The sequence below is a fragment of the Cupriavidus sp. FW306-01-F10A genome (genome assembly GCF_058782785.1).
Genome location: NZ_JBYSYA010000007.1, coordinates 24,728 through 45,908, shown reverse-complemented (window position 1 = coordinate 45,908; position 21,181 = coordinate 24,728). Strand labels below are relative to the sequence as shown.

At 68.8% G+C, this 21,181-nt stretch carries 20 protein-coding genes; 2 read left to right on the top strand and 18 right to left on the bottom strand.

The genetic code is table 11. The annotated features are described in order from the left end of the window. Nucleotides 1-16 precede the first annotated feature (16 nt). Together AC3WLF_RS12305 and AC3WLF_RS12300 are read right to left on the bottom strand one after the other, a co-directional pair. Nucleotides 17-658, bottom strand: coding sequence for a 3-oxoacid CoA-transferase subunit B (locus tag AC3WLF_RS12305; protein WP_492318176.1), 642 nt, complete (start codon nt 656-658; stop codon nt 17-19). 24 nt (nt 659-682) lie between these two features. Continuing rightward, complete coding sequence (locus AC3WLF_RS12300; protein ID WP_492318177.1) at nt 683-1,345, bottom strand: 3-oxoacid CoA-transferase subunit A; 663 nt, start codon at nt 1,343-1,345, stop codon at nt 683-685. Nucleotides 1,346-1,831: 486 nt separating this feature from the next. On the opposite strand from AC3WLF_RS12300, the gene AC3WLF_RS12295 reads away from it, so the two are divergent. Continuing rightward, nucleotides 1,832-2,089, top strand: coding sequence for a hypothetical protein (locus tag AC3WLF_RS12295; RefSeq protein WP_492318178.1), 258 nt, complete (start codon nt 1,832-1,834; stop codon nt 2,087-2,089). A gap of 18 nt (nt 2,090-2,107) precedes the next feature. On the opposite strand, the gene AC3WLF_RS12290 is transcribed toward AC3WLF_RS12295, so the two are convergent. Further along, nucleotides 2,108-5,170, bottom strand: a complete 3,063-nt coding sequence (locus tag AC3WLF_RS12290; protein ID WP_492318179.1) for an AAA family ATPase — start codon at nt 5,168-5,170, stop codon at nt 2,108-2,110. Next, nucleotides 5,167-6,315: an exonuclease SbcCD subunit D gene (locus AC3WLF_RS12285; protein WP_492358284.1), complete on the bottom strand. Its 1,149-nt coding sequence runs from the start codon at nt 6,313-6,315 to the stop codon at nt 5,167-5,169. The genes AC3WLF_RS12290 and AC3WLF_RS12285 overlap by 4 nt, the downstream gene beginning before the upstream one ends. Before the next feature lie 137 nt (nt 6,316-6,452). On the opposite strand from AC3WLF_RS12285, the gene AC3WLF_RS12280 reads away from it, so the two are divergent. After that, on the top strand, nt 6,453-6,809 hold the full coding sequence (locus AC3WLF_RS12280; protein ID WP_492318180.1) for a YgiW/YdeI family stress tolerance OB fold protein: 357 nt from the start codon (nt 6,453-6,455) through the stop codon (nt 6,807-6,809). Between the two features lie 21 nt (nt 6,810-6,830). Here the strand turns inward: AC3WLF_RS12280 and AC3WLF_RS12275 are convergent, their stop codons facing one another. The 14 genes from AC3WLF_RS12275 to AC3WLF_RS12210 form a co-directional block, all read right to left on the bottom strand. Beyond that, complete coding sequence (locus AC3WLF_RS12275) at nt 6,831-8,195, bottom strand: sigma 54-interacting transcriptional regulator (RefSeq protein ID WP_011616405.1); 1,365 nt, start codon at nt 8,193-8,195, stop codon at nt 6,831-6,833. 38 nt (nt 8,196-8,233) lie between these two features. Next, nucleotides 8,234-9,922, bottom strand: coding sequence for a TadG family pilus assembly protein (locus AC3WLF_RS12270; RefSeq protein WP_492358283.1), 1,689 nt, complete (start codon nt 9,920-9,922; stop codon nt 8,234-8,236). Next, the gene (locus AC3WLF_RS12265) at nt 9,919-10,266 is read right to left on the bottom strand and encodes a DUF3613 domain-containing protein (RefSeq protein ID WP_492318183.1); all 348 of its coding nucleotides are present in this window, start codon (nt 10,264-10,266) and stop codon (nt 9,919-9,921) included. Before AC3WLF_RS12265 ends, AC3WLF_RS12270 begins: the two co-directional genes overlap by 4 nt. Beyond that, on the bottom strand, nt 10,263-11,126 hold the full coding sequence (locus AC3WLF_RS12260) for a tetratricopeptide repeat protein (RefSeq protein ID WP_492318184.1): 864 nt from the start codon (nt 11,124-11,126) through the stop codon (nt 10,263-10,265). The genes AC3WLF_RS12265 and AC3WLF_RS12260 overlap by 4 nt, the downstream gene beginning before the upstream one ends. Continuing rightward, nucleotides 11,123-12,121, bottom strand: a complete 999-nt coding sequence (locus AC3WLF_RS12255; RefSeq protein ID WP_492318185.1) for a type II secretion system F family protein — start codon at nt 12,119-12,121, stop codon at nt 11,123-11,125. Before AC3WLF_RS12255 ends, AC3WLF_RS12260 begins: the two co-directional genes overlap by 4 nt. A gap of 31 nt (nt 12,122-12,152) precedes the next feature. Further along, nucleotides 12,153-13,079 (bottom strand): type II secretion system F family protein, encoded by a 927-nt coding sequence (locus AC3WLF_RS12250; RefSeq protein ID WP_035815910.1) that lies wholly within the window; start codon nt 13,077-13,079, stop codon nt 12,153-12,155. Beyond that, the gene (locus AC3WLF_RS12245; RefSeq protein WP_492318186.1) at nt 13,072-14,388 is read right to left on the bottom strand and encodes a TadA family conjugal transfer-associated ATPase; all 1,317 of its coding nucleotides are present in this window, start codon (nt 14,386-14,388) and stop codon (nt 13,072-13,074) included. Before AC3WLF_RS12245 ends, AC3WLF_RS12250 begins: the two co-directional genes overlap by 8 nt. 1 nt (nt 14,389) lies before the next feature. Next, nucleotides 14,390-15,631, bottom strand: a complete 1,242-nt coding sequence (locus tag AC3WLF_RS12240; RefSeq protein ID WP_492358282.1) for a CpaE/TadZ family protein — start codon at nt 15,629-15,631, stop codon at nt 14,390-14,392. Nucleotides 15,632-15,677: 46 nt separating this feature from the next. Further along, entirely contained in the window at nt 15,678-17,090 is a 1,413-nt protein-coding gene (locus AC3WLF_RS12235) for a type II and III secretion system protein family protein (RefSeq protein WP_492353026.1), read from the bottom strand. A gap of 19 nt (nt 17,091-17,109) precedes the next feature. After that, on the bottom strand, nt 17,110-18,063 hold the full coding sequence (gene cpaB, locus AC3WLF_RS12230) for a Flp pilus assembly protein CpaB (RefSeq protein WP_492358281.1): 954 nt from the start codon (nt 18,061-18,063) through the stop codon (nt 17,110-17,112). Nucleotides 18,064-18,092: 29 nt separating this feature from the next. Beyond that, nucleotides 18,093-18,569, bottom strand: a complete 477-nt coding sequence (locus AC3WLF_RS12225) for a TadE/TadG family type IV pilus assembly protein (RefSeq protein ID WP_492353032.1) — start codon at nt 18,567-18,569, stop codon at nt 18,093-18,095. A gap of 72 nt (nt 18,570-18,641) precedes the next feature. Then, nucleotides 18,642-19,118 carry an A24 family peptidase gene (locus AC3WLF_RS12220; RefSeq protein ID WP_492318189.1) on the bottom strand — a complete coding sequence of 159 codons (477 nt, stop codon included), beginning with the start codon at nt 19,116-19,118 and terminating at the stop codon, nt 18,642-18,644. A 24-nt stretch (nt 19,119-19,142) separates the two neighbouring features. After that, nucleotides 19,143-19,319, bottom strand: a complete 177-nt coding sequence (locus tag AC3WLF_RS12215) for a Flp family type IVb pilin (protein WP_492318190.1) — start codon at nt 19,317-19,319, stop codon at nt 19,143-19,145. Nucleotides 19,320-19,687: 368 nt separating this feature from the next. Next, nucleotides 19,688-20,875, bottom strand: coding sequence for a collagen-like triple helix repeat-containing protein (locus AC3WLF_RS12210; protein ID WP_492358280.1), 1,188 nt, complete (start codon nt 20,873-20,875; stop codon nt 19,688-19,690). Nucleotides 20,876-21,181: the final 306 nt, after the last annotated feature.

Here is a 21,181-nt window from a genome sequence, read left to right as displayed (position 1 = left end):
GTGTCGGGTCTGCTGGTTATGCGGCCTGCTTGAGCGGCACGCCGGTCAGGCGCTGCAGCTCTTCAAAGCTCAGCCCTTCGACCAGGTCGCGCGCGACCAGCCCGTCGGCGGTCACGTCGATGGTCGCAAGGTCAGTGTAGATGCGGGTCACGCAGCCGATGCCGGTCAGCGGATAGGTGCACTGCGGCACGATCTTGCTCTCGCCCTGCTTGGTCTGGTGCTCCATCATCACGAACACCTGCTTGGCGCCGATGGCCAGGTCCATCGCGCCGCCCACGGCGGGGATGGCGCCGGGCGCGCCGGTGTGCCAGTTGGCCAGGTCGCCCTTCTCTGAGACCTGGAACGCACCCAGCACGCAGAAGTCCAGGTGGCCGCCACGCATCATCGCGAACGAATCGGCGTGATGGAAGAACGAGCCGCCCGGCTTGACCGTCACCGGCTGCTTGCCGGCATTGATCAGGTCGCCGTCTTCCTCGCCGGGCGCGGGCGCGGGGCCCATGCCAAGCAGGCCGTTCTCGCTGTGCAGCAGGATTTCCTTGTCTGCGGGCAGGTGGTTGCCGACCAGTGTCGGCAGGCCGATGCCGAGGTTGACCACGGCACCGTCGGGAATGTCTTTGGCCACGCGGGCGGCCATCTGATCGCGGGTCAGGCGTTGCATCTGGATTCTCCTGTTACCTGTCGCTCAGGCGACCTTGACGACGCGCTTGACGAAGAGGCCCGGCGTCACGATGTGTTCGGGGTCCATCTCGCCCAGCTCGACCACGTGGCTGACTTGCACGATGGCGCATTTGGCGGCCATCGCCATGATCGGGCCGAAATTGCGCGCGGTCTTGCGATAGGTAAGGTTGCCCCAGCGGTCGGCGGTGTCGGCCTTGATCAGCGCGAAGTCGGCGTGGATCGGGGTCTCGAACACATAGCCCTGGCCGTCGATGATGCGCGTTTCCTTGCCCTCGGCCAGCGGCGTGCCGTAGGCGGTGCGCGTGAAGAAGCCGCCGATGCCGGCACCGGCGGCGCGGATGCGCTCGGCCAGGTTGCCCTGGGGCACCAGTTCCAGCTCGATCTCGCCCGCGTGGTAAAGAGAATCGAAGACGTAGGAATCCGCCTGGCGCGGGAACGAGCAGATAATCTTGCGCACGCGCTTGGTCTTGAGCAGCGCGGCCAGCCCGGTGTCGCCGTTGCCGGCGTTGTTGTTGACGATGGTGAGGTCGCGCGCGCCTTGCGCGATGAGGGCGTCGATCAGCTCTGCCGGCATGCCCGCCATGCCAAAGCCGCCGGTCAGGATGGTGGCGCCGTCGTGGATGCCGGCGACCGCCGCTTCCACCGAGTCGTATAGCTTGTTGATCACTTGCGTTCCAGGTCGGAAGATCCGCCAGGCTACCGGAGCGGGCCGCAAGACGCGGCGCATGAAAGGCTGTCTCCGGTAATCCTGCCAGAAGGAGTTTCGTCGCGGCGGGCGGCGCTGGGCGCCTCCCTCTGAACGAGTCCAGCAGTCTGCGTGTGGTCTGGTTTTGTGGTGTGGACCGTTGTTCGTTAACCGATTTGTTCGATATACGAACTCGAATTCGCAGAATGAACAGATTACACCTGCGCGTCGGCGACGGTCAAGCCGACCGGGCGGTCGGCAAACCAGATTGTGCGATAAGCGCGCGCGGGTGACGGGCACACCCCGTATGTAGGACGGGGCCGACATCACAATCGGCACGCACTCGATATGACTCGGGGGCCGCGCGGGCTATTGTGGAATCAGGCAAGGCAACACCCGCACAGCAGCCACCGGACCACCCGGCTGCGCAGGGCGGCCCTGGCAACAAGCAAGAACGAGGAGCCCGTCATGGCCACCGTCCACGTCCCGTTTTTATCCACGCCCCATGCAGCGGCGCTTGCGCGCATCCTGCATGTCACGCAGCAGGCGTGGGGACTGACACCCTGCAAGGATCGACTGCAATCCCCCGCGCCTGCCCCGGGAGGCGCCGGCGTGCAATCCCGCGCGCCCCCGCTGTCGCGCCGTGCGCGCTTGGCGCGGGCAGCCGCCCGCGCGTTTGAAGCGCAAGTGATGGCGATTCGTTGCCGCCAGGTATTTGTCGGCTGACGGGGAAGCCTCGCCGCACTACGCGGGTGTCGCCACGCCCGACATCAGTACCCGGCTGCCGCCAACCCCAGGGCGCACCTCCAACCGCACGTCGATGCGCTCACGCAGTTCGGTGACGTGCGAGATGATCCCCACCAGCCGCCCTGCCTGCTGCAGGTCCAGCAGCGTACGGATGGCAAAGTCCAGGCTCTCGGGATCGAGCGTGCCAAAGCCTTCATCGACAAACAGCGTGTCGAGCTGGATGCCGCCCGCGCGCGACTGCACCACGTCGGCCAGCCCCAGCGCCAGCGACAACGACGCGAGAAAGCCCTCGCCGCCTGACAGCGTATTGGCCGGCCGCGCCGCGCCGGTATCGTGGTCGAACACTTCGATATCCAGTCCGCCCGCACTGCGCTGGTCGGCCTGCTCGCGCACGCGCTGCAGCACATAGCGGCCGCGGCTCATCGCCAGCAAACGCGCGGACGCGGCTTCCAGCACCTCATCGAGCAGCGTGGCCAGCACGAAGCGCTGGAAGGTCATGCGGCGCGGGTTGTTGCCGTTGGCGACTTCGGCCAGCCGGCCCAGCACCGCATAGCGTGCCTCGATGTCGCGCCCCTGCGCGTCAAGCTGCTGCAGGCGCAGCTGGCACTGCAGCAGCGTGTCGCGCGAACGGCCGCGCTCGGCCTGTTGCCGGACCAAGGCTTCCACCGCGGCTGCCGACGCATCGCGCGCTGCGCGCAGGCCGTCCAGGTCTGGCGCGTCCAGCGCTTGCGCGGCGGCCTCGGCGCGTTCGCGCCGGTCGGCGGCTGTGGCCAGCTGGGTATCGAACGCGCGCAGCGTCGCGTCGAGCGTTTGCATGGCATCGTCGCCCAGACAGGCGGCGGCGTGGGCCTGCACATCGGCAAAGCCTTGCTGCGCGAGCGCCTGCACAAGCACGGATTCGGCCTCGGCCAGGCGGTTAGACGCCTGGGCCTGTGCCTGCTGTGCCGAGACCAGTCCGGCCTGTGCCCCGGCCGCGTCCGCCGCTGCCTGGCGCTCTGCCGCCTGCGCACCGGCCAGCGCCTGGTCCAGCGCGGCGAGCATGGCCTGCGCCTGCCGCAGGGCCTCGCCCAGCGCCACGGGGTCGCGTGAATCCTCGGGAACCTGCGCACTGTTGGCCTGCCATTCGCCACGGCAGTGGGCCAGCGCCTGGGCAGCGGCATCGGCGGCGGCGACGGCATCGCGGCTGGCGGCTTCCGCCGCTGCGAGCGCCGTGCGGCAGCTGACGATGGCGGCTTCGCGTTGCGCAAGGCTTGCCGCCGCCTGCCGGCCTTCGGCCAGTGCCGCTTCCAGTCCCGTGATCTCGGCTTTCAACTTGCGGGCGGACTCGTCGCCGACCTCGCCCAGCGCCTGCGCCAGTTCGTCCAGCCGCTCGCGCGCCTGGGCAATGGCGCCTTGTGCCGCCTGGTGCTGGCCGGTGCAGCGCACCACATGGGACTCGGCCTCGAGCGCGGCGTGGCGGGCCTGCTCCAGCGCCTGGTCCGACAGCGGCGCCGCCACGTGCTGCGCCGGTGCCGGGTGCGCGGTGCTGCCGCAGACCGGGCAGGCATCGCCCGCCGCCAGGCTTGCGGCCAACCGCGCGGCCTGCCCGGCGCGCCAGGCGGCTTCAGCTTCGGCCAGCGCGGCGCGGCACTGCTCGCGCTGGCGCAGGGCTTGCTGTTCAGCCGCGGCCGCGGTGACGGCCTGCGCGTTCGCCGTATCCAGCGACCGCGCAGCTTGCTGATGACGGTCAAGCTGCCGCGCGCGTTCCTGCAACGCGGCCAGCTGCAACGCCGTGGCCTGTGCCTGCGCCGCGGCAAGCTGGCCTTGCGCCAGCGCGGACTCCGCGGCAACAGCATCGGCTTGCCGCGTGGCAAGCTGTGCAGCGGCGCGTTCGCGCGCGGTGGCGGCTGCCACCTGCCTGGCTTCGGCCGCCTGCAGCGCGGCCAGCTGCGCACCCAGCTGCTGCGCGCGCGGCAGCATGTCTGCCAGCTGCGTAACCCGGCGCTGCGCGGACTGGCGCGCTTCAGCGCGTGCCGTTTCGGCCTGCAATGCAGCAGCCGCCTGCGTGGCCTGTTGCGCGGCGCGCGCCGCCTGCTCGCCAGACTGCGTCAAGGCAACGGCGCTGGCGGCCTGGTCGCGCTGCGCGGCCTGCCACGCCTGCAGTGTTGGCCTGACACGCGCGGCGCGCTGGGCGGCGTGCAGGCGCGCGCGCTCATCCTCCATGGCTGGCTGGCGCGCCAGCAGCGCGGCGTGCCCGGCCTGCGCCTGCTGGCGTTCCTGCAAGCGCGCCGCCACCTGCTCGCCGGCACCCAGCGCCGCCTGCGCTGCGGCCAGCGTGGCGCGCGCGCCCTGTTCCTGCCCTTGCAGCGCCCGCAACTCGGCCTGCAATGTCTCGATTCCCTCTGCCAGCGCCTGCGCCGATGCCACCCCAACCTGGCGCAGCGCTTCGTCGCGCTGGATGGTGATGCGCTCGGCATCGCGGCGGATGCCGGCGGCCTCGGCCTTCAGCAGCTCTTCCACGCGCCGGTACAGCTCGGTGCGGAACAGACGCTCCAGAATGGCCTGGCGCGCCTGCGAACTGGCGGTCAGCAATTCACGGAAGCGCCCCTGCGGCAGCACGATCACCTGGCGGAACTGGGCACTGTCGAAGCCCAGCAAGTCGCGCACGGCATCGCTGACCCTGGCGGGCTGGCTGGCCTTGCTGACCCAGTCGTTGCCGTCATGCAGGTCCAGCTGGGCCTTGGCCGGCTCGGTCACCCAGCCCTCGCCGCGCTGCTTGGGCCGCTCCTGCACCGGCGAGCGCACCACGCGCCAGCGCTGCGCGCCCAGGCTGAACTCCAGCGTCACCTCGGTGCGCAGCGCGGGCGCGGCGTTGGCGCTGCGCATGGCCTGCGCACTGCGCTCGCCGCCGGAGGTATCGCCGTACAGCGCAAAGCAGATCGCGTCGAGCAGCGTGGTCTTGCCCGCGCCGGTCGGGCCGTGGATCAGCACAAAGGCCTGCTCGCCCAGCCGCGTGAAATCGACCTGCTCGGTCGCGGCAAAGGGGCCGAAGGCCTGCAGCGTCAAATGCAGCGGTCTCATGCCGACTCCCTGTCCGCGGCGGCGATCCCGGTCAGCACCTGGTCGAGCACGGCACGCTGGTCCGGTTCCAGCTCGGCATCCGCCACTTCGCGGAAGAAGTTGGCAAAGAGTTCGCCGGTACCCAGTTGCCGCAACTTGCGCCCGGCCTCCGAAGCCGTGCCGGTGCGCGCCAGCACAGTCCGCTCGATCGCGAGCGCATTGGGATAGACCTGTCGCAGCCTGGCCATCGGGTCCAGCAGCGCGCCCGTATCGGTGAGCCGCGCGTGGATGTAGTCATCGCGTTGCGGATCATCGACACCCGCCGCCAGCACCGCGGCCAGTTCGCCTTCCACCACCCGCACATCGCGCAGGGCCTGCAGCGGCACCGGCGTGATGGCGACCGCCCCGTCCGCGCCCAGTTCGATGCGCGACACCGACTTGTCGTGCGCGCACTCTGACAGCGAATACTTCAGCAGCGAGCCCGCATAGTGGACGCGCCCGCCGCCCAGCGTCTGGGGCCGGTGCAGGTGGCCCAGCGCCACCAGGTCAAAGCCCGCGAACAGGTCCGCGGCCACCGCGCCGCTGCCGCCCACCGACAGCGGCCGTTCCGATTCGCTTGCCGCGCCGCCCACCACGAAGGCGTGGCCCACCACCACGGCACGCACGCCCGGCGGATGCACCGCGCGGATGGCATCGAGCTGCGCGCGCAGCGCGCCTTCATGCGATGGCAGGTCGGTGCCCATGGCATCGCGCACCACCGCCGGTTCCGCGTACGGCAGCGCGTAGATGCGCACCTCGCCGTGAGTGTCGTGCAGCGTCACGCAGGCCGCCTCGGCCAGCGTGCGGCCGGCCACGTGCAGGCCCTGGGCCCGCATCAGCCGCGCGCCGAATTCCAGCCGCTGCGCACTGTCATGGTTGCCGGCGATCATCACCACCGGCACCCCGGTGTCGATGACGATGCGGCCCAGCACGTCGTCGAGCAAGGCCACCGCTTCAGGCGGCGGCACGGCGCGGTCGTAGACGTCGCCCGCGATCAGCACGGCATCGGGGCGTTCGGTGCGGACCAGTTCGACAAACTGGTCGAGGATATGGGCCTGGTCTTCCAGCAGGCTGCGCGCATGGAAGAGCCGGCCGAGATGCCAGTCGGCGGTGTGAAGGAAACGCAATCCGGGATCCGATAGATGCAAAGGCGAAACCCGCATCATAATGCGTTGCGACCTGACTGCCCGTTCAGCAACGGTTCAGGCGGGCGCGCGCATCATGCATGCAGTCGCCCCAAATTTGAAATTTACGGAGAACGCACATGAAACGCATCCTGACCGCCACTGCCCTGACCCTTGTGCTGGGACTGGCCGCCGCCGGCGCCAGCGCCCAGTACACCGGCCCGTCGGCCGTCCCGGTGATGACCGTTAAGGCGCTGCAGGCAGATGGCAAGGACGACCAGCAGGCCGTGCTGCGCGGCAAGATCGTCAGCAGCGTCGGCGACGAGCGCTACCTGTTCTCGGACGGCACCGGCCAGATGAAGGTGAAGATCAAGGCCAAGCTCTGGCCGGCACAGAAGCCGGTGGATGCACAAACCACAGTGGAACTGGTCGGCGAATACGACAAGGAGCTGATCGGCGAATCGCACTTCGACGTGAAGGAGATCCGCCTGCCCTGAGGCGTGTCCTGATGCGCGCGCTCAGACCGGCTCGGCCTCGCTGTCGGCGATCTGGTACTTGCGCATCTTTTCCCACAGCACCTTGCGGCTGATGCCCAGGCTTGCCGCCGTGTCCTGCCGCCGCCAGCCATTGGCATCGAGCGCGGCCAGGATGCGGCGGCGCTCTTCCGTATCGGCACGCAGGTCGTTGCGCTCGCCGCCATCGAACGCACCCGGATGCAGCGAGCGGAACAGCGGCCGGATGCGCTCTTCGTCCCAGTGCCCGGTCTGCTGCACGGTGATGCCCACACGCTCGGCCAGGTTGCGCAGCTCGCGCACATTGCCGGTGAAATAGGCGGTGCCGACCGCGCCCTTGAGCCAGTCAGGCATCGGCGGCAGCGCGTCGAAGCCGGATTCCCCCAGCATATGGCGCAGGAAGGACTGCAGCAACGCTACCTTGTCGGCCTGGCCACGCTCTTCCAGGCTCGGGATGCGCATCTCGATCACCGCCAGGCGGAAGAACAGGTCGGCGCGGAAACGCCCCTGCCGCACCGCGTCGCGCAGGTCCTTGTTGGTCGCCGCCACCAGCCGGAAATCCAGCTTGACCGCCAGGGTCGATCCCAGCCGGGTGATCACGTTCTCTTCCAGCACGCGCAGCAGCTTGACCTGCTGGAACAGCGGCAGGTCGCCGATTTCATCGAGAAACAGCGTGCCGCCGTTGGCCTGCTCGAAATAGCCACGGTGCGCGAACGAGGCGCCGGTGAACGCGCCCTTGGCATGGCCGAAGAACTGCGACTCGAACAAGCCGTCGGGGATCGCACCGCAGTTGACCGCGACGAACGGTCCCTTTCCGTAGGTGCCGTTGCGCTCATGGAACAGGCGCGCAATGCGTTCCTTGCCCGCGCCGGTTTCGCCATAAAGCATCACGTTGCTGCCGAAGTCGGCAAAGGTCTCCACATGCTGCAGCAGCTGGCGCATCGCCGGCGAACCGGCCACCAGGTCCGCCTCGCGTTCGCCGGGCGCATCCGTGGCCAGCAGTTGCGGCAGCAGCTTGCCGATCTGGCTGCGCAGGTCGGCGCCGGTGAAGTCATCGGCAAGGATATGCGCGTACTCCGGCGGAAAGCGCCCGGGATCGGCCTCGCGGCCGGGGCCTGCCACCCAGATCACCGGCATGCCGTGCGCGGCCTCCCAGTCCAGCGAGAAGCGCGCCGCGCCGATCACCGACACGCTGATCACCGCGATGCAGGGCTTCAGGCGCGGCTCGGCGGGCAAGGCTTCGAGCGCGCCGGCGCGGATCACGTCCACGCCCAGCGGCGCCAGGAAACGCGTGACGCGGTCGGCAATCTCGTACTTGCCTTCCCACACGTAGACTTCAAGGTTTTCGTAGGCCCAGCGGTCTGTCTTCATTCGATTTCTGCCATCAGGCGGTTTGGCGCGATCATGGCTCAGTACACCAGTTCGGCATTGTTGCAGTCGATGCTGTGGACCCAGAGGTCGGCGGTGCCTAGCTGGATGCCGAGGCTGGCGAGCAGCGGCGGGATCAATGCGTCGAGCGCTGCCCCGACCGGCGCGAGTAGCGGGCCGAGATCAATGGGCACGCTAAGGATGCCCAGCAGCTTGGTCCGCACCTTCAGGGCCAGCACTTGCGAGAACAACCCGCCAAACGGATCGGCGGTTCCAACTTGCGCATGCCCGCCCGGTGCCAGCGTGACCTCCTGGCCAGCCGTGCTGCCATAGCGTGGGACGTCCGTGGCAATCACGTCCGCAATGTCGAACAGCCCCAGCTTAGCCTGGCCGAGTACCACATCGCTACCCGTGCAGCCATCGGTGAGGCACGCCGTAACGAGACCGCTTTTGACGTGCATCGTGGCACGGCGGTCCCCAGGATTTGCCGCGCATTGCAGCTTGGTCAGGTCGGCGGTGGCGTTGGCCACATCGAGATAGAGCGGCACGTTCAAGTTGGCGTCCAGTACCGGTTTCAGGATATTTGAGGTGATCTGGAGCATCAGGGTCAGTTTTACCTGGGATGAGCTTGCGGTCGTTTGCCAGGTGTCCGGGTTGCTGGAGAGCTGTCGCGCCGGACCTGCCGCCGTCACCGGCGGCTCGATCACGCGCAGGTTGGCGCTGATGCCCCCCAGGCCAAGCGGGAGATTGGGTATGTTCAGCGGCAGGGCAACTGCCGTATCCCCTCGCGCCACCTGCGCGGAGGCGAGCAGCAACTGCGCCACGTTCAGGCCCACCTCCACCGCCGACGATGCCGCAGGCGCCATCACACCAAGATCAAGCAGCCTGGCCAGTGACACCGTAGCAGCCGCCCCGCTGGCCCCGAGCGCGGTTGGCGGGCTGCCCAGCATCGTCGTCAGCAGCGCGTCGCGGCCAGCGGCGCCAAGCACCAGCGCGTAGAAATCACGCAGGTTCAATGAAGTATTCAACAACTGGTCCACCGTGCCGACATCCGCTTTGAGCCGCAACTGGTCCAGCGTCACGGTGGTATTGACCAGTCCCTGCCAGTCCACCAACGACAAGCTCACCGTATTGCCCAACAACACACTCAGCATGCTGTTGGCGGTGGAGACGTCCAGCAACCCAGTACCCAGCGAAAACGCCGCCACCGGCGGACTGCCACTGGCAATCGATTCCGCAAACAGCTGCCGGCCGCTCCCCCCATTGATCACGAACAGGATTGGCACAGTCTGCGTGGCCTGCACGCGCACGGCATTGGGCGAGACCTTGGTTGCTTCATACGTAGCGCTGAAATGCTTCGGGCCGCTGGTCGCCGGATCCCACACGCCAAGGCAGGCAGTCATGGCATCCGCGCCGCCACCGGTGGCATCGCCGCAACCCATTGCAATGCCTGACGGATAGCCGTTCTTCGCGCCAATATTGCTGACGGTGCCCAGCACGGCGCCGTTGAGATTGGCCGGCGTATCCGCCCGCTTAAGCTGCTGCGCCGCCGACATCGCGGCCAGGTCCACCATGTTCTGCAACTGCCGCTGGCGCATGAACACATGCCCCACGTCGATCGACACCAGCGCGGCAATCGCCACGGTGGCGATCAGCAGCGCCGCCATCACACTGATGGCGCCGCGTGCCGAAGTGGCTGCCCGGCGCAGCCGCGGCTGGCGCAAGCTCATTTGCCGCCCATCATCTGGCCGGCGGAGCCGGCACGCGCGGTGCTGGCGTTGGCCTGCCCCGTGTAGAACTCCGGCAGCGCGAAGCGGAAGCTGTTCATGTAGCGCTCATAGCCCAGCGCGGCCTGCTCGCCGTGCATCGGCAGCATGGGGCCGGCCTGCGAGCCTTCGCGCTGGATGGCAAGGATGGCACGCGTGTCGGCGCCAATCTCGCGTTGTGCCGGGCTGCCTGCCGGCATGCCGGTGGCGGCGGCCTCGGTCGTGGCACGGTCGGTCTGCGCCTGCGCGGCGGGCGCCAGCATCAGCAGGCAGAGCGCGGGGATGGCAATGCGGAACGTGGCGGTCATGGGGTAGCCCCTGCGGTTGCGGCCACGGCCGCCACCGAGGTGGCCGGTGCGGTGGTGGCGGGTTTCGATGGCGCCCGCACTGCCGGCGCAGGGCGGGCCGCTGCGCGGTCGCGCGCCGCGGTGGCGCGGGCGATGCGGTCGGCTTCCTTGCGGATGGCGCTGCGCGTGGCTTCCGGCAGTGCGGCCTTCTGCATCATGGCGTTGGCCTGCGCGCGCTTGCCGTCGGCGATCAGCCACACCACGGCGTTGCTGATCACACGCGGATTGCGCGCGTCCAGTTCCAGCGCCTGCATCACCGGCACGCGCGCGTCCTGCAGCGCGCCGGCACGCATCAGCGCATAGCCCAGGTCGCCGGAGATGCGCGGATTGACAGGGTCGAGCGCGGCGGCCTGGCGCAGCTCGGTGACGGCGCGCGCAAAGTCATCCTGGCGCCCCGCCAGCAGGCCGAGCCCGTGGTGCGCATGCGCGGCCTGCTCGCCCTGCGACGTCGCTGCAAGTTGCTGGTAAGCATCGGTGGCAGCCTTGTCCTGCCCGGTCTCGCGCAACGCATCGGCGCGCATCGCCTGGATCTCCGGGCCGGCGCCGAAGCGCTTCACGTAGACCTCGATATGCGCCAGCGAGGCGAAGTAAAGCCCGTCCTGCTGCATCTTGCGGATCAGGCCCAGGTAGACCGCCTGCTCGCTGTATTCGGCGCGCGCGGTCTTGTCGCGCAGCTTGGCCAGTTCCACCTGGGCCTCGGCCCGGTCATGCATGGCCGCGGCCCCGTTCTGATTGGCGGCGCAGCCGGACAGCGCCGCCAGCAGCAGGCACGCCGCCGTTTTCGAGATCCGGCCCAGCGCCGGACCGACTGAGCGCGTCATCGCGTCCCTCCCATATGTGCCAGCATGCGGATCACCCCGAGGAAGCCGGGGCCCGCGGTCAGGATCAGCAGCACCGGCAGCAGGCTCACCACCATCACCGCGGTCATCTTGACCGTGAGCCGGCCGATCTCGTCCTTCATGCGCGATTTGCGCGCCTCCTGCATGCGCAGGCCGAACAGGCGCAGCGGCTCCTGCACCGCGCCGCCGTGCTTGTCCACCTGCGTCAGCAGCGTGATCAGGCTCTTCAGGTCTTCACTGTCGAACAGCCGGCCGATGCGCAAGAGCGTCTGTTCGCGCGAGCGTCCCGAGGCAAACTGCTGGTTGGCGCGTGCCAGCTCCGGCCCCAGCACGCGCAGCATGCTGCCGAACTCGGCCACGATCACCTGCAGGCTCTGGTCGATCGACAGGCCCACGCCCTGCAGCAGGCGCAGCATGTCGATCAGCACCGGCAGTTCGTCATCGACCATGCGCAGGCGCGCCGCGGCACGGCGGCGCAGGTGCCACTTGGGGGCCAGGTAGGCCAGCGCAAACGTGCCGAAGCCCCACGCGACGATGGCGAAGGCACCCGCGCCCACGTGCCAGAGCATGGCAGCCAGCGCCAGGGCCAACGGCAACCCCAGCCGCAGCACGCCGAACAGCATGCGCGACTGCGGCCCGTACCATCCGCATTGCTCCAGCAACTGCTGGTCTTCCGGCGTCACCACCGCGCGCCCGAGGCGCGAATCCAGCCAGTGGGCGTTGATGCGCTCGCCCACGCGCGCGCCCAGTTGCGCCCCGATCGCCGTAGCCGCCCCGCCCCTGCCCTGCGGCGCGGCGGGAGCCGTGGCGTGCGTGGCCTGGGCGGCTTCTGCCGCGCGCTGCCGTGCCAGCGCGCCGTCGATGGTGCGCGCCGCCAGCCGGCGCTGGCGCCAGTCGCGCAACAGCGGCAGCGTCAGTACGCCCACGCCGCAAGCGGCGACCAGCAGGCTGAGCGAAATCAGTGTCAGGCGGTCCATGTTGGCTCTTGTCTGCGTGCTGGCATGCCGCTCAGATCGACTTGGCCAGCCGGTACAGCATGAAGGCCCCGGCAACTTCCAGCGCCAGGGCCGACAGCAGCATCGATTTGCCGGTGGGATCCTTCCACATCATCATGATGTAGCCCGCGTTCAGCATGAACAGGCCGCCGGCCACCACCAACGGCAGCAGCCCCAGGATCCACGCTGACAGCCGGGTCTCGGCCGACAGCGCCATCAGCTCGCGCTGGGCCTGTTCGCGGTCGCGCATGAAGGCAGCGGTGCGCTCCATCACCACATCGGCGCGGCCGCCGTAGCGCACCGACAGGCGCAGCACCGAAGCCACCAGCACCAGTTCCTCGACCTTGTACACGCGCCCGACCTGCAGCACCGCCTGGTCCAGCTCCTTGCCAGCGCGTTGCAGGTGTATTGCCTGCACCAGGCATTGGCGCAGCGGCGCCTCGGTATTGGCGATGGAGTTCTGGAACGCGGCCGGCACGCTGCTGCCGATGGTCATCAGCCGCACCACACCGTCCAGGAATCCGGGCAGTTGCGACAGCAGCTTCTTGTGCAGGCGGCGCACGCGGTTCCATGCCGCGAACGCCGCCACTGCCAGCGCCACGATCAGGGCCGACACTGCGCCCAGCCATTGCCCCGCCACCGCGCCGGCCAGCGTGCACAGCACCACCGGCGTGATCCAGACGATGGCGGTGCGGCGCGTCGGCGCCAGGTCGGCACGCCGCAGGAAGTCGTCCCAGCGGCGGCGCAGGTCGCGCGCGGGCAGTTGCAGCGCCGGATCCGGCGCCTGCGCATAGCGCAGGCGCACCTGCTCGGTCTGCGCCTGCAGGAAGGCCTGCTGCTGCTCGCGGCGCGCACGCGCCTGCGCGCTGGCCAGCAGCAGCAGGCCCAGGCCGGTGATGACCAGGGCCATGGCGGCGAGCAGCAGCGTGGCGCTAGACATCGAAGCGGTCGTCCAGCATGAAGCCCGGTCCGCGCATGCGCGCCAGCTTGGGCGAGTGCGGCAGCAGGCCGAGCGAGAGCCAGCGGTCAGTCTCGGTACCGTCCGGGTTCACGTAGGGCTCGTGGCGGTACAGCTCCTGGGTGGAGATGATGTTGTCGCCCAGCCCGGTGATCTCGGTGATCGAGACGATGCGGCGCTTGCCGTTGGAAAGCCGCGCGATCTGCACGATGAAGTCGATGGCGTTGGCGATCTGCCGGCGCAGGCTCGCCTCGCTGCCCTGGAAGCCGGCAAAACCGGCCAGCATCTCCAGCCGGTACAGGCATTCGCGCGGGCTGCTGGCGTGGATAGTGCCCATCGAGCCGTCGTGGCCTGTGCTCATCGCCTGGAGCATTTCCAGCACCTCGCCGCCGCGCACTTCACCCACGATGATGCGGTCCGGGCGCATGCGCAGGCTGTTGCGCAGCAGGTCGCGGATCGACACCACGCCGGTGCCCTCGAAGCCGCCGGGACGGCTTTCCAGCCGCACCACGTGCGGATGGTTCAGCGCCAGCTCGGCGGTGTCCTCGATGGTGATGACGCGCTCGGTGGTCGGCACGAAGGTGGCCAGCGCGTTGAGCAGCGAAGTCTTGCCCGAGCTGGTGCCGCCGCTCACCAGGATATTGCAGCGCGCCTGCACCGCGGCCTGTAGCAGGTCGCAGATCTCGGGGCTCATGGTGCCCAGCGCCTGCAGGTCAGCAGGCGTCATCGGGTCCTTGCGGAACTTGCGGATCGACACCACCGGGCCCTCCAGCGCCAGCGGCGGGATCACCACGTTGATGCGGCCGCCGTCCGGCAGGCGCGCATCGACCATCGGGTTGGACTCGTCCAGCCGCCTGCCGATCGGCGCCAGGATGCGGCGCACGATGCGCAGCAGGTGGCCGCTGTCGTTAAAGCGCACCGGGATGCGCTCCAGCACGCCGTGGCGCGAAACGTAGACGTCGAGGTGGCCGTTGACCAGGATGTCTTCCACCGCAGGGTCGTTGAGCAGGTCTTCGATCGGGCCGAAGCCGGCCAGCTCCTTGGTCAGCGCCTCGGCGATCTGGCGCAGCTCAGCCTCGTTGATGGGGATACGGCGCAACCGGGTAAAGCTCTCCAGTTCCAGGTCGACAAAGCGCTGGATCGCGGTACGCGACCAGCGGCCGAACTCTGCGCCGAGCTCTTCGATGCGGGTCAGCAGGTGCTCGTGCGCCGCTTCCTTGATGTTCTGGAATTCCTGCGAGACCGGGAACGGTGCGGGGGCGTGGTCGGAAAATTCAATCGCTTGCGTCATGTCAGCTTCCAATGCGTGCCACGCGCACCGCGCGCAGCGCCTCAGGCAGTTTGTCCTTCATGCGCGCCAGCAGGCTGGTTTCCCTGGCCTGCGCCGCGCGGTAGCCCAGTCGTGCCAGCAGGTCGGCCAGCGAGCGCACATAGGGGTCGTGCGGATCGTCGTCGGCCAGCACCGCGCCGCGGTTCATGGCCAGCACCAGCGGTGCGCGGCTGTCGGGCAGCGTGCCCACCGACTGCACGCCCACGCGGTGCGCGATCTGCGCGGCATCCACGCCCAGGCGCGCATCGAAGCGCGACACCAGCAGGTGCAGGTCGTCGCGCTCCACCTCGCGCGCGCGCAGTTCATGCACCAGCTCCGCCGCCGAGACGATCGCGCCCACGCTCTGGTCGGCCACCAGCACCACGCTGTCGGCGGCCTTGACAATCTGCGCGGTGAACTCGGCATTGCCGAAGCCGCCCAGGTCGATGATCTGCATGTCGAAAAACGCGCGCAGCCGCTCCAGCAGACTGATGGCTTCGGAGTAGGAGATGTCGCGCAGCTCGCCCAGCGCCGCGGGCAGCGGCAGCACGCATAAGCCGTTGCCGTGGCGCGTAAGCGCGGTCTGCACGAAGACCTGGTCGAAGCGGCGCAGGTTGCGCACCGCCTCGACAAAGTGGAAGCCCGGGCTCAGGTTCAGGTACAGCGCGCCGTCGCGCGCCGGCAGGCCCAGGTCCAGCAGCAGCACTTCGGCGCGCGCGTCGGTCTTTTCGTTCAGCGGCAGGTGGCGGCGTGCCGCCGCGGCCAGGTTCACGGCCAGGCTGGTCACGCCCACGCCGGGGCGTGCGCCCAGCAGCGCCACGATCTTGCCCTCGCGCGCCGACTCGGCCGGGCGCACCTGCTCGCCCGGCACGGCCAGGCGCTTGACCACGGCCTCGGCATCGGCAGGCGCGTCGCGCAGGTCGATAAAGTCCTTCACACCCACGCGCAGCGCCGCGAGCATGATGCCGGGCTCGTCGGCGTGGCCCACCGCGACCAGCGGCAGGCCTGGGAAGAGCCGCAGCAGCTGCTCGCCCAGCCGCGCCGACGCGCCGGCCAGCTCCGTCGAGAAATGCAGGAACACCAGCCCCGGGCGCAGCTGGGCCGCGCGCTCGAGAAAGGCTTCCTGGGCGCCGCCTTCTGCCACCAGCGTGCCCAGCCCGCCCAGGACCTTGCCCAGCCAGTCCTTCACTTCGCCCTGTGTTGCATGCAACAGAAAATAGTCCATCTCTCTGCCTCAAGCCGTTGGCCATGCCTGCCGGCACGGCCGGCGGCTATTTTGAGAAACCCGGCAAAGTCGGGTCCGCGTATTCGCCCAGCACATACCAGCCCCATACATTGGGGTTGCCGTTGGTGCGGCCATCGGCACCAACAGCTTGCGCCGCCGGCGCGCCCTTGGCCAGCGGCTTCACCAGGCGCGGCGTGACCACGATCATCAGCTCACGGTCTTCCTGGTGGAAATTCAGGTTCTTGAAGAAGGCGCCGATCACCGGCAGGTCGCCCAGCACCGGGACCTTGTTGACGTTGCTGACGGTGTTGCGGCTGACCAGCCCGCCGATCACGAAGCTCTCGCCGTCACCCAGTTCCACCGTGGTGTCGGCGCGCCGCGTGACGATGGCGGGCACCACCGCGCCATTGATCGAGATGCCGCGCGATGGGTCGAGATCGCTCGCCTCCGGTGCCACCTTCAGCGCGATGCGGTCGGCCGACAGCACCGTGGGCGACACCGTCAGCCCGATGCCGAATGGCTTGAACTGGATCGTAGTGGTGCCCAGCGCCTGCGGCACCGGGATCGGGATCTCGCCGCCGGCCAGGAAGCTGGCGCTCTGGCCGGACAGCGCCACCAGGCTGGGCTCGGCCAGCACGCGCGCCAGGCCGTTGGCCTCCAGCAGGCTGATATTGGCGAAGATGCCGTGGGTCAGCGACGCGGCCACCAGGTTGAAGGCATTGCTCATCGGCGACGCGATGTCGGCACTGAAACTGCCCGGCGCGCCGCCGCTGCCGGGCGTAAAGGTGAACTTGTTCAGCGTCGATGGCGAGAACGTGCCGAAGGCAAAGCCGGAGTTGTTGCGGAAGAAGTTGATGCCGACTTCCTTGAGCACGGTCTTGCTGATCTCCACCACCTTGACGTCGACCTGCACGGTGCCGGAGAGCGGCACGGTCGAGCGGTCCACCACCAGGCCGGGCTTGCCATCGGTCTTGCCGTTGGTGGCCGCGCGCGCCGCGGCCTGCGCGCGCGCCGCGGCATAGGCATCGGGCGACTGGCCGGTGATGGAGGCACCTGCCGCGGAATAGCCAAGCTTCGCGCCATCGGCATCGGGCGCGATGGCATCGACCTGCACGTTGTAGGTCAGCGGCTCGGCGCCGCCGCGCGTCCACACCATCACGTCGGTCACACCGGGTTGCTTGGCCACCAGCAGCACGCTGGGGGCACCGCGCGTGCGCAGCACCAGCGCATCGGCCACCGCCGGGTTGCCCACCGCCACGCGCTCCACCGGTTGCGCGCTGCGGATCTCCTTCTGCGCGCCGGCCAGCAGGCGCAACTGGCGCGCGGTCACGACTTCCTGCGCCTGTGCGCGCGGCGCCAGTGCGCACCACCCGGTAGTGGCCAGCATCGCGGCCAGCGCGAGCTGCATCAGCCTGCGGCGCAGGGCCGCCGAATGGGCTGGTTTCTTCTGAATTTGCATAAAGTCGGCGCCCACGTTCTTATTCGATCTCGCGCTTGCCCGCGCGGATGACTTCCACGCCTGCGCTTTGTCTTGCCTGGGCTGGCGCGGGCGGCACGGCAACCTGCAACGGCCGCGGCGCCGGCGCTGCCACCGGCGCGCGCGGGGCAGAGGCACCGGCGGTAGCGGCCAGGCCGGACAGCACCACGCCGGCCATGGCCTTGTCGGGGGCGGCGCGCGGCGCTTCGGCGGGAACGCCGGCGCGCGCGGCCAGCGCGGGCCGGGGTTCGGCAAACATGCCGTCGCTGGGCATGGCTTCGTCCTGCGGATTGCGCAGCGCCAGCAGCAGGCGCCCGGACTGCTGCGCCATCGCCAGCCGGCTGACCTGCTCCAGCGGCACCGACAGCACCGCGGTCTTGGCGCCTTCCTGGCGCGCCATCATCTGTTCCGGCTTGGCGTTCTGCGGCCGGTCGACCGAGGCGACGCCGTAGGCCAGCACGCGCAGGCGCGACAGCAGCATGCGCGCCTGGCTTTCCGGGATCTCCTGCTGGTCGCGGCGCAGCACCAGGAAGACATCGACATAGTCGCCCGGCTGCACCTGGTTGCCGACGCCGATGACTTCATCGACCGACACGGCCACCGCGCGTTCGCCCTCCCGTACCTGCGTGGCCAGGCCAGCCAGCAACTGGCTTTCGAGCACCGGCACGTTGGCGCCAAGCGCCACCAGCGGCACCTGCCCCGTCACGCGCACCACCTCGCTGTAGGCGCCGGTGGGATCGATCGGGAGCATCTCGACCTTGAGCGACTCGGCGGCAAGGGGCTTGCCCGCTTCCACCGCTTGCGTGGTCACCACCACTGCGTGCAGCGGTTTGGCGGATGTCGATGCCGCGGGCGCCTGTGCCGGCTGGCGGCCCACTTGCCACGCCAGTAGCGCAAGCAGCAGCGCCAGGCCAAGCAGCGCCACCGCCAGGAGTCGGATCTGCTTGCTGGTCATGCGGATTTCCTTTGGATGGGCATGGCGGCTCAGATATCAGGAGAAAGCTGGACCATTGCCGAGCCCGACAGCGTTGCGGGGACCGGGACCATCGGCACGGCGGGAAGGATGTTGGTGGTGGGAAGGCTCAGCGTGACCTGCACGCAGACATCGGTGGAGCCGGATGCGCAGGGCACCGCCTGCGCAACGTTGCCGGTGGACAGCAAATTCCTGATGGATGTGGGAAGCGTGCCGCGCGCCATCGCAGCCGCTGCATCGACGCGAGCGCCTTGCGTGGCCGCGAGGCCTGAGCCGGAAACGCCCGCTGGATAGCGCAGCGCAGCGCGCGCGCCCTCTTCGGCGGCCAGCGTCAGCACCTGCTGCAGCGCCAGCATCACGCCGTAGTAGACGATGCCGATCACGATGGCGAGCAGCACCGGCGCCACGATCGCAAACTCGATCGCAGCGCTGCCGGCGCCGTGGCGGCGCCGGTTGATCCCCCTGTTGACCCTTGCGTGCAGCAACATCTGAAACCCCGGTCCCTTGGTGTTCTTTCGCGCCGACCGGCGGCGCAGCCTGCTTGCCACTAGCCTGTCCGGCTAAAGGCCCGCAGCCATCCAGGCCAGCACGCCCACGGCCAGGTACGCGGCATACGGAATGCCGCGCGCCCGCGAAAACTGCGCCGTTGGAATAGGTCCGCTTTCCTGGTGATCGATGGCTTGACTTGTAGCCGGCGCGCGACCGCCCCGTGCAAGCGCCAGCAGCGCGTGCACCAGCCCGAGCAGGTTGCCGACGACCCATGCCACTACCAGTCCTTGCGGCCCGGTGAACAACCCCGCCACCGCCAGGAACTTGACGTCACCCGCCGCCATCTGCCCGAGGGCATATACCGGCAGCGTGACCGCAAGGCCCAGCCCGGCGCCGATCAGGCGCGTGGTCAGCGGCAGTTCCATGCCCTGTCCGGCGAGCAGTGACAGCCCGAGGGCCAGCACGGCAGCCGCCAGTAAGGCGTTGGGAACGCGCCGATGGAGGAAGTCTGTGTAGAGGGTCGCCGCGCAGAGGAGCGCGGCAATCACGCCGGTCTTATGGTTTCGGCTTGTTTACTTGAACCATCCCGAAACCGTGACCGAAAGCCGATCGAAGCTGGCGTTAAGCTCCGTGCCGAGTTTGCCAGCGCCGACGGCAATCGCCAGAGCGACAAGCCCGACGATCAGGCCATACTCGATAGCCGTCGCCCCGCGCTCATCGTTAATAAAGCGTGCAATGAGTCGTTTCATGATTTCCACTCCCGAAGTGATCTGATGCCGCGATCACGCTTCCCCCGTTCGATTATCACGGTGCTCTGTGGCCCGCTCTTTTATCGACTTTTCACGCTTGCTGCGCTTTCTTTTTAAGACATGGAATGTCTCAACCATACCCCTCCTACGGGTGATAGCAATGACCCAAAGGGGTTAAGACGCGCGTTTGAAACGACCCGGCACGCCCGGGTCACAGGTTGTTAAAGAGCAGGCAGACCGGCCGGGAACCGGCCTGCAACTTGGCATTGCGGTCATAGGCCGCAATGCCAGCCAAAATAAAAAGATGCGCTGCGACGGGGTGATGAGCGACAGCGCACCGTGAAAACACCTAGCCGGTATGAGACATTTCAGTGCAGCAGGCCTCCCACCAGCGGCAGTTGCAACGTCTTGTGGTCACCGCTGCCACCCTGGCTATCGTGTGCGCCTTGCTTCAGCCCGCCGACCAGCCCGGTCACCGGCGCCAGCAGCGAGGTCACGGGACCGAGCGCGCCGCCCGCGGAACCGCCCTCACCGCCGCCACCGACCTTGGCCAGCGGCAGGTTGTTCAACACGCCGCCGAGCAGGTTGCCGCCATGGCCGCCATCGCCACCGTACCCGCCGCCCGCGCCTGCCAGCGGCAGGTTGCTCAGCAGGCCACCAAGCGGGTTGCCGCCGCCCTGACCATTGCCGTTGAGGATCGCGCCAGCGGCCGCTACCGTCTTGCCGGCCTCAGTCACCACGCCACCCAGCGGCGAGACCACCGGTGCGTGGGTGTTGCTGATCATGCTGCCGCCGGCCGCCACCGTATTGCCGACCTTGTAGAGCAGGCCGTTGCCCGGCTCGCCCAGGTGCGTGGCTGCGCCCAGTGTCTGCGTGCCGTCGGTGACCTTGCTGGTCAGCGGCACGATGACCTTGCTGACCGTATTCGTGACCTGCGCGACCGGGCCTTCGGACAGCACGCTGTGCAGCTTGCCGCTGCTGTCGTGCACCGCGATGCCCACGTGCCTGACCAGGCCACCCACCGGGGTGGTCACCGGAGCCAGCGGCGCCAGCTTCTCGGTGCCCAGGCCGTACACCAGGTCGCCGCCGCTGATCAACGCCTCGCCCACGTCGTGGACCACGTTGCTGGTGCTGGCCACAGTCACGCCAACCGGGTTGTCGACCGAACCCATCTGCCCCAGCCCGTCGCGCACGCCGGCACCGAGCGAGCCAATGGCGCTACCGGCCTTGATCATCACGCCGCCGGCGCCTTCGCGCGCCTGAGTGGGCAGCAACGGCAGCGGCGCTTCCTGGATGCTCTTGCCGATGTCACTGATGGCATTGCCCGTGGCCACCACGGTATTGCCCGCGCCTTCGGTCACCTTGGCGGTGGGCGTGGTCTCGCCCGATGCGGACGGTCCCGGCGTGACCGGCGTGTCGATGTTGCTGTTGGGCCGCGGATTGGCGCCGCTGCCGCCACCGCTCGACGAACAGCCTGCCATCAGCAAGGCAAGGGCGGCCACGCCTGCCGCGGCCAGTGAGGTCATGCCATGCTGCGACGGATGCTTGATATTCATTGTCCTTCTCCTGTCTTGTTGGCCACGGTGTTGCCGGCCGTCTTGTCTTATGTACGCCGCATGGGATTGCCGACGAGCCTCCCCGGTGTCCCGCTTTGTTCCTCTGGCGGACCGCTCCGAACCGGAACCGCAAGACAGTGGAACGCGAGATCGTCGGCGCGTCTGGACAACCAATGGCAAGGCGCGTGCCAGCGGCGCCAGCGGTGCCGGCACGGAATCGGCCACGGCGCTGCGAGCCTTGCCTGGCGCGGATTAGCGGGTGACGCGGGGTAGCAATCGGGCGGGCACAAACGTCGTTGCGGCGCG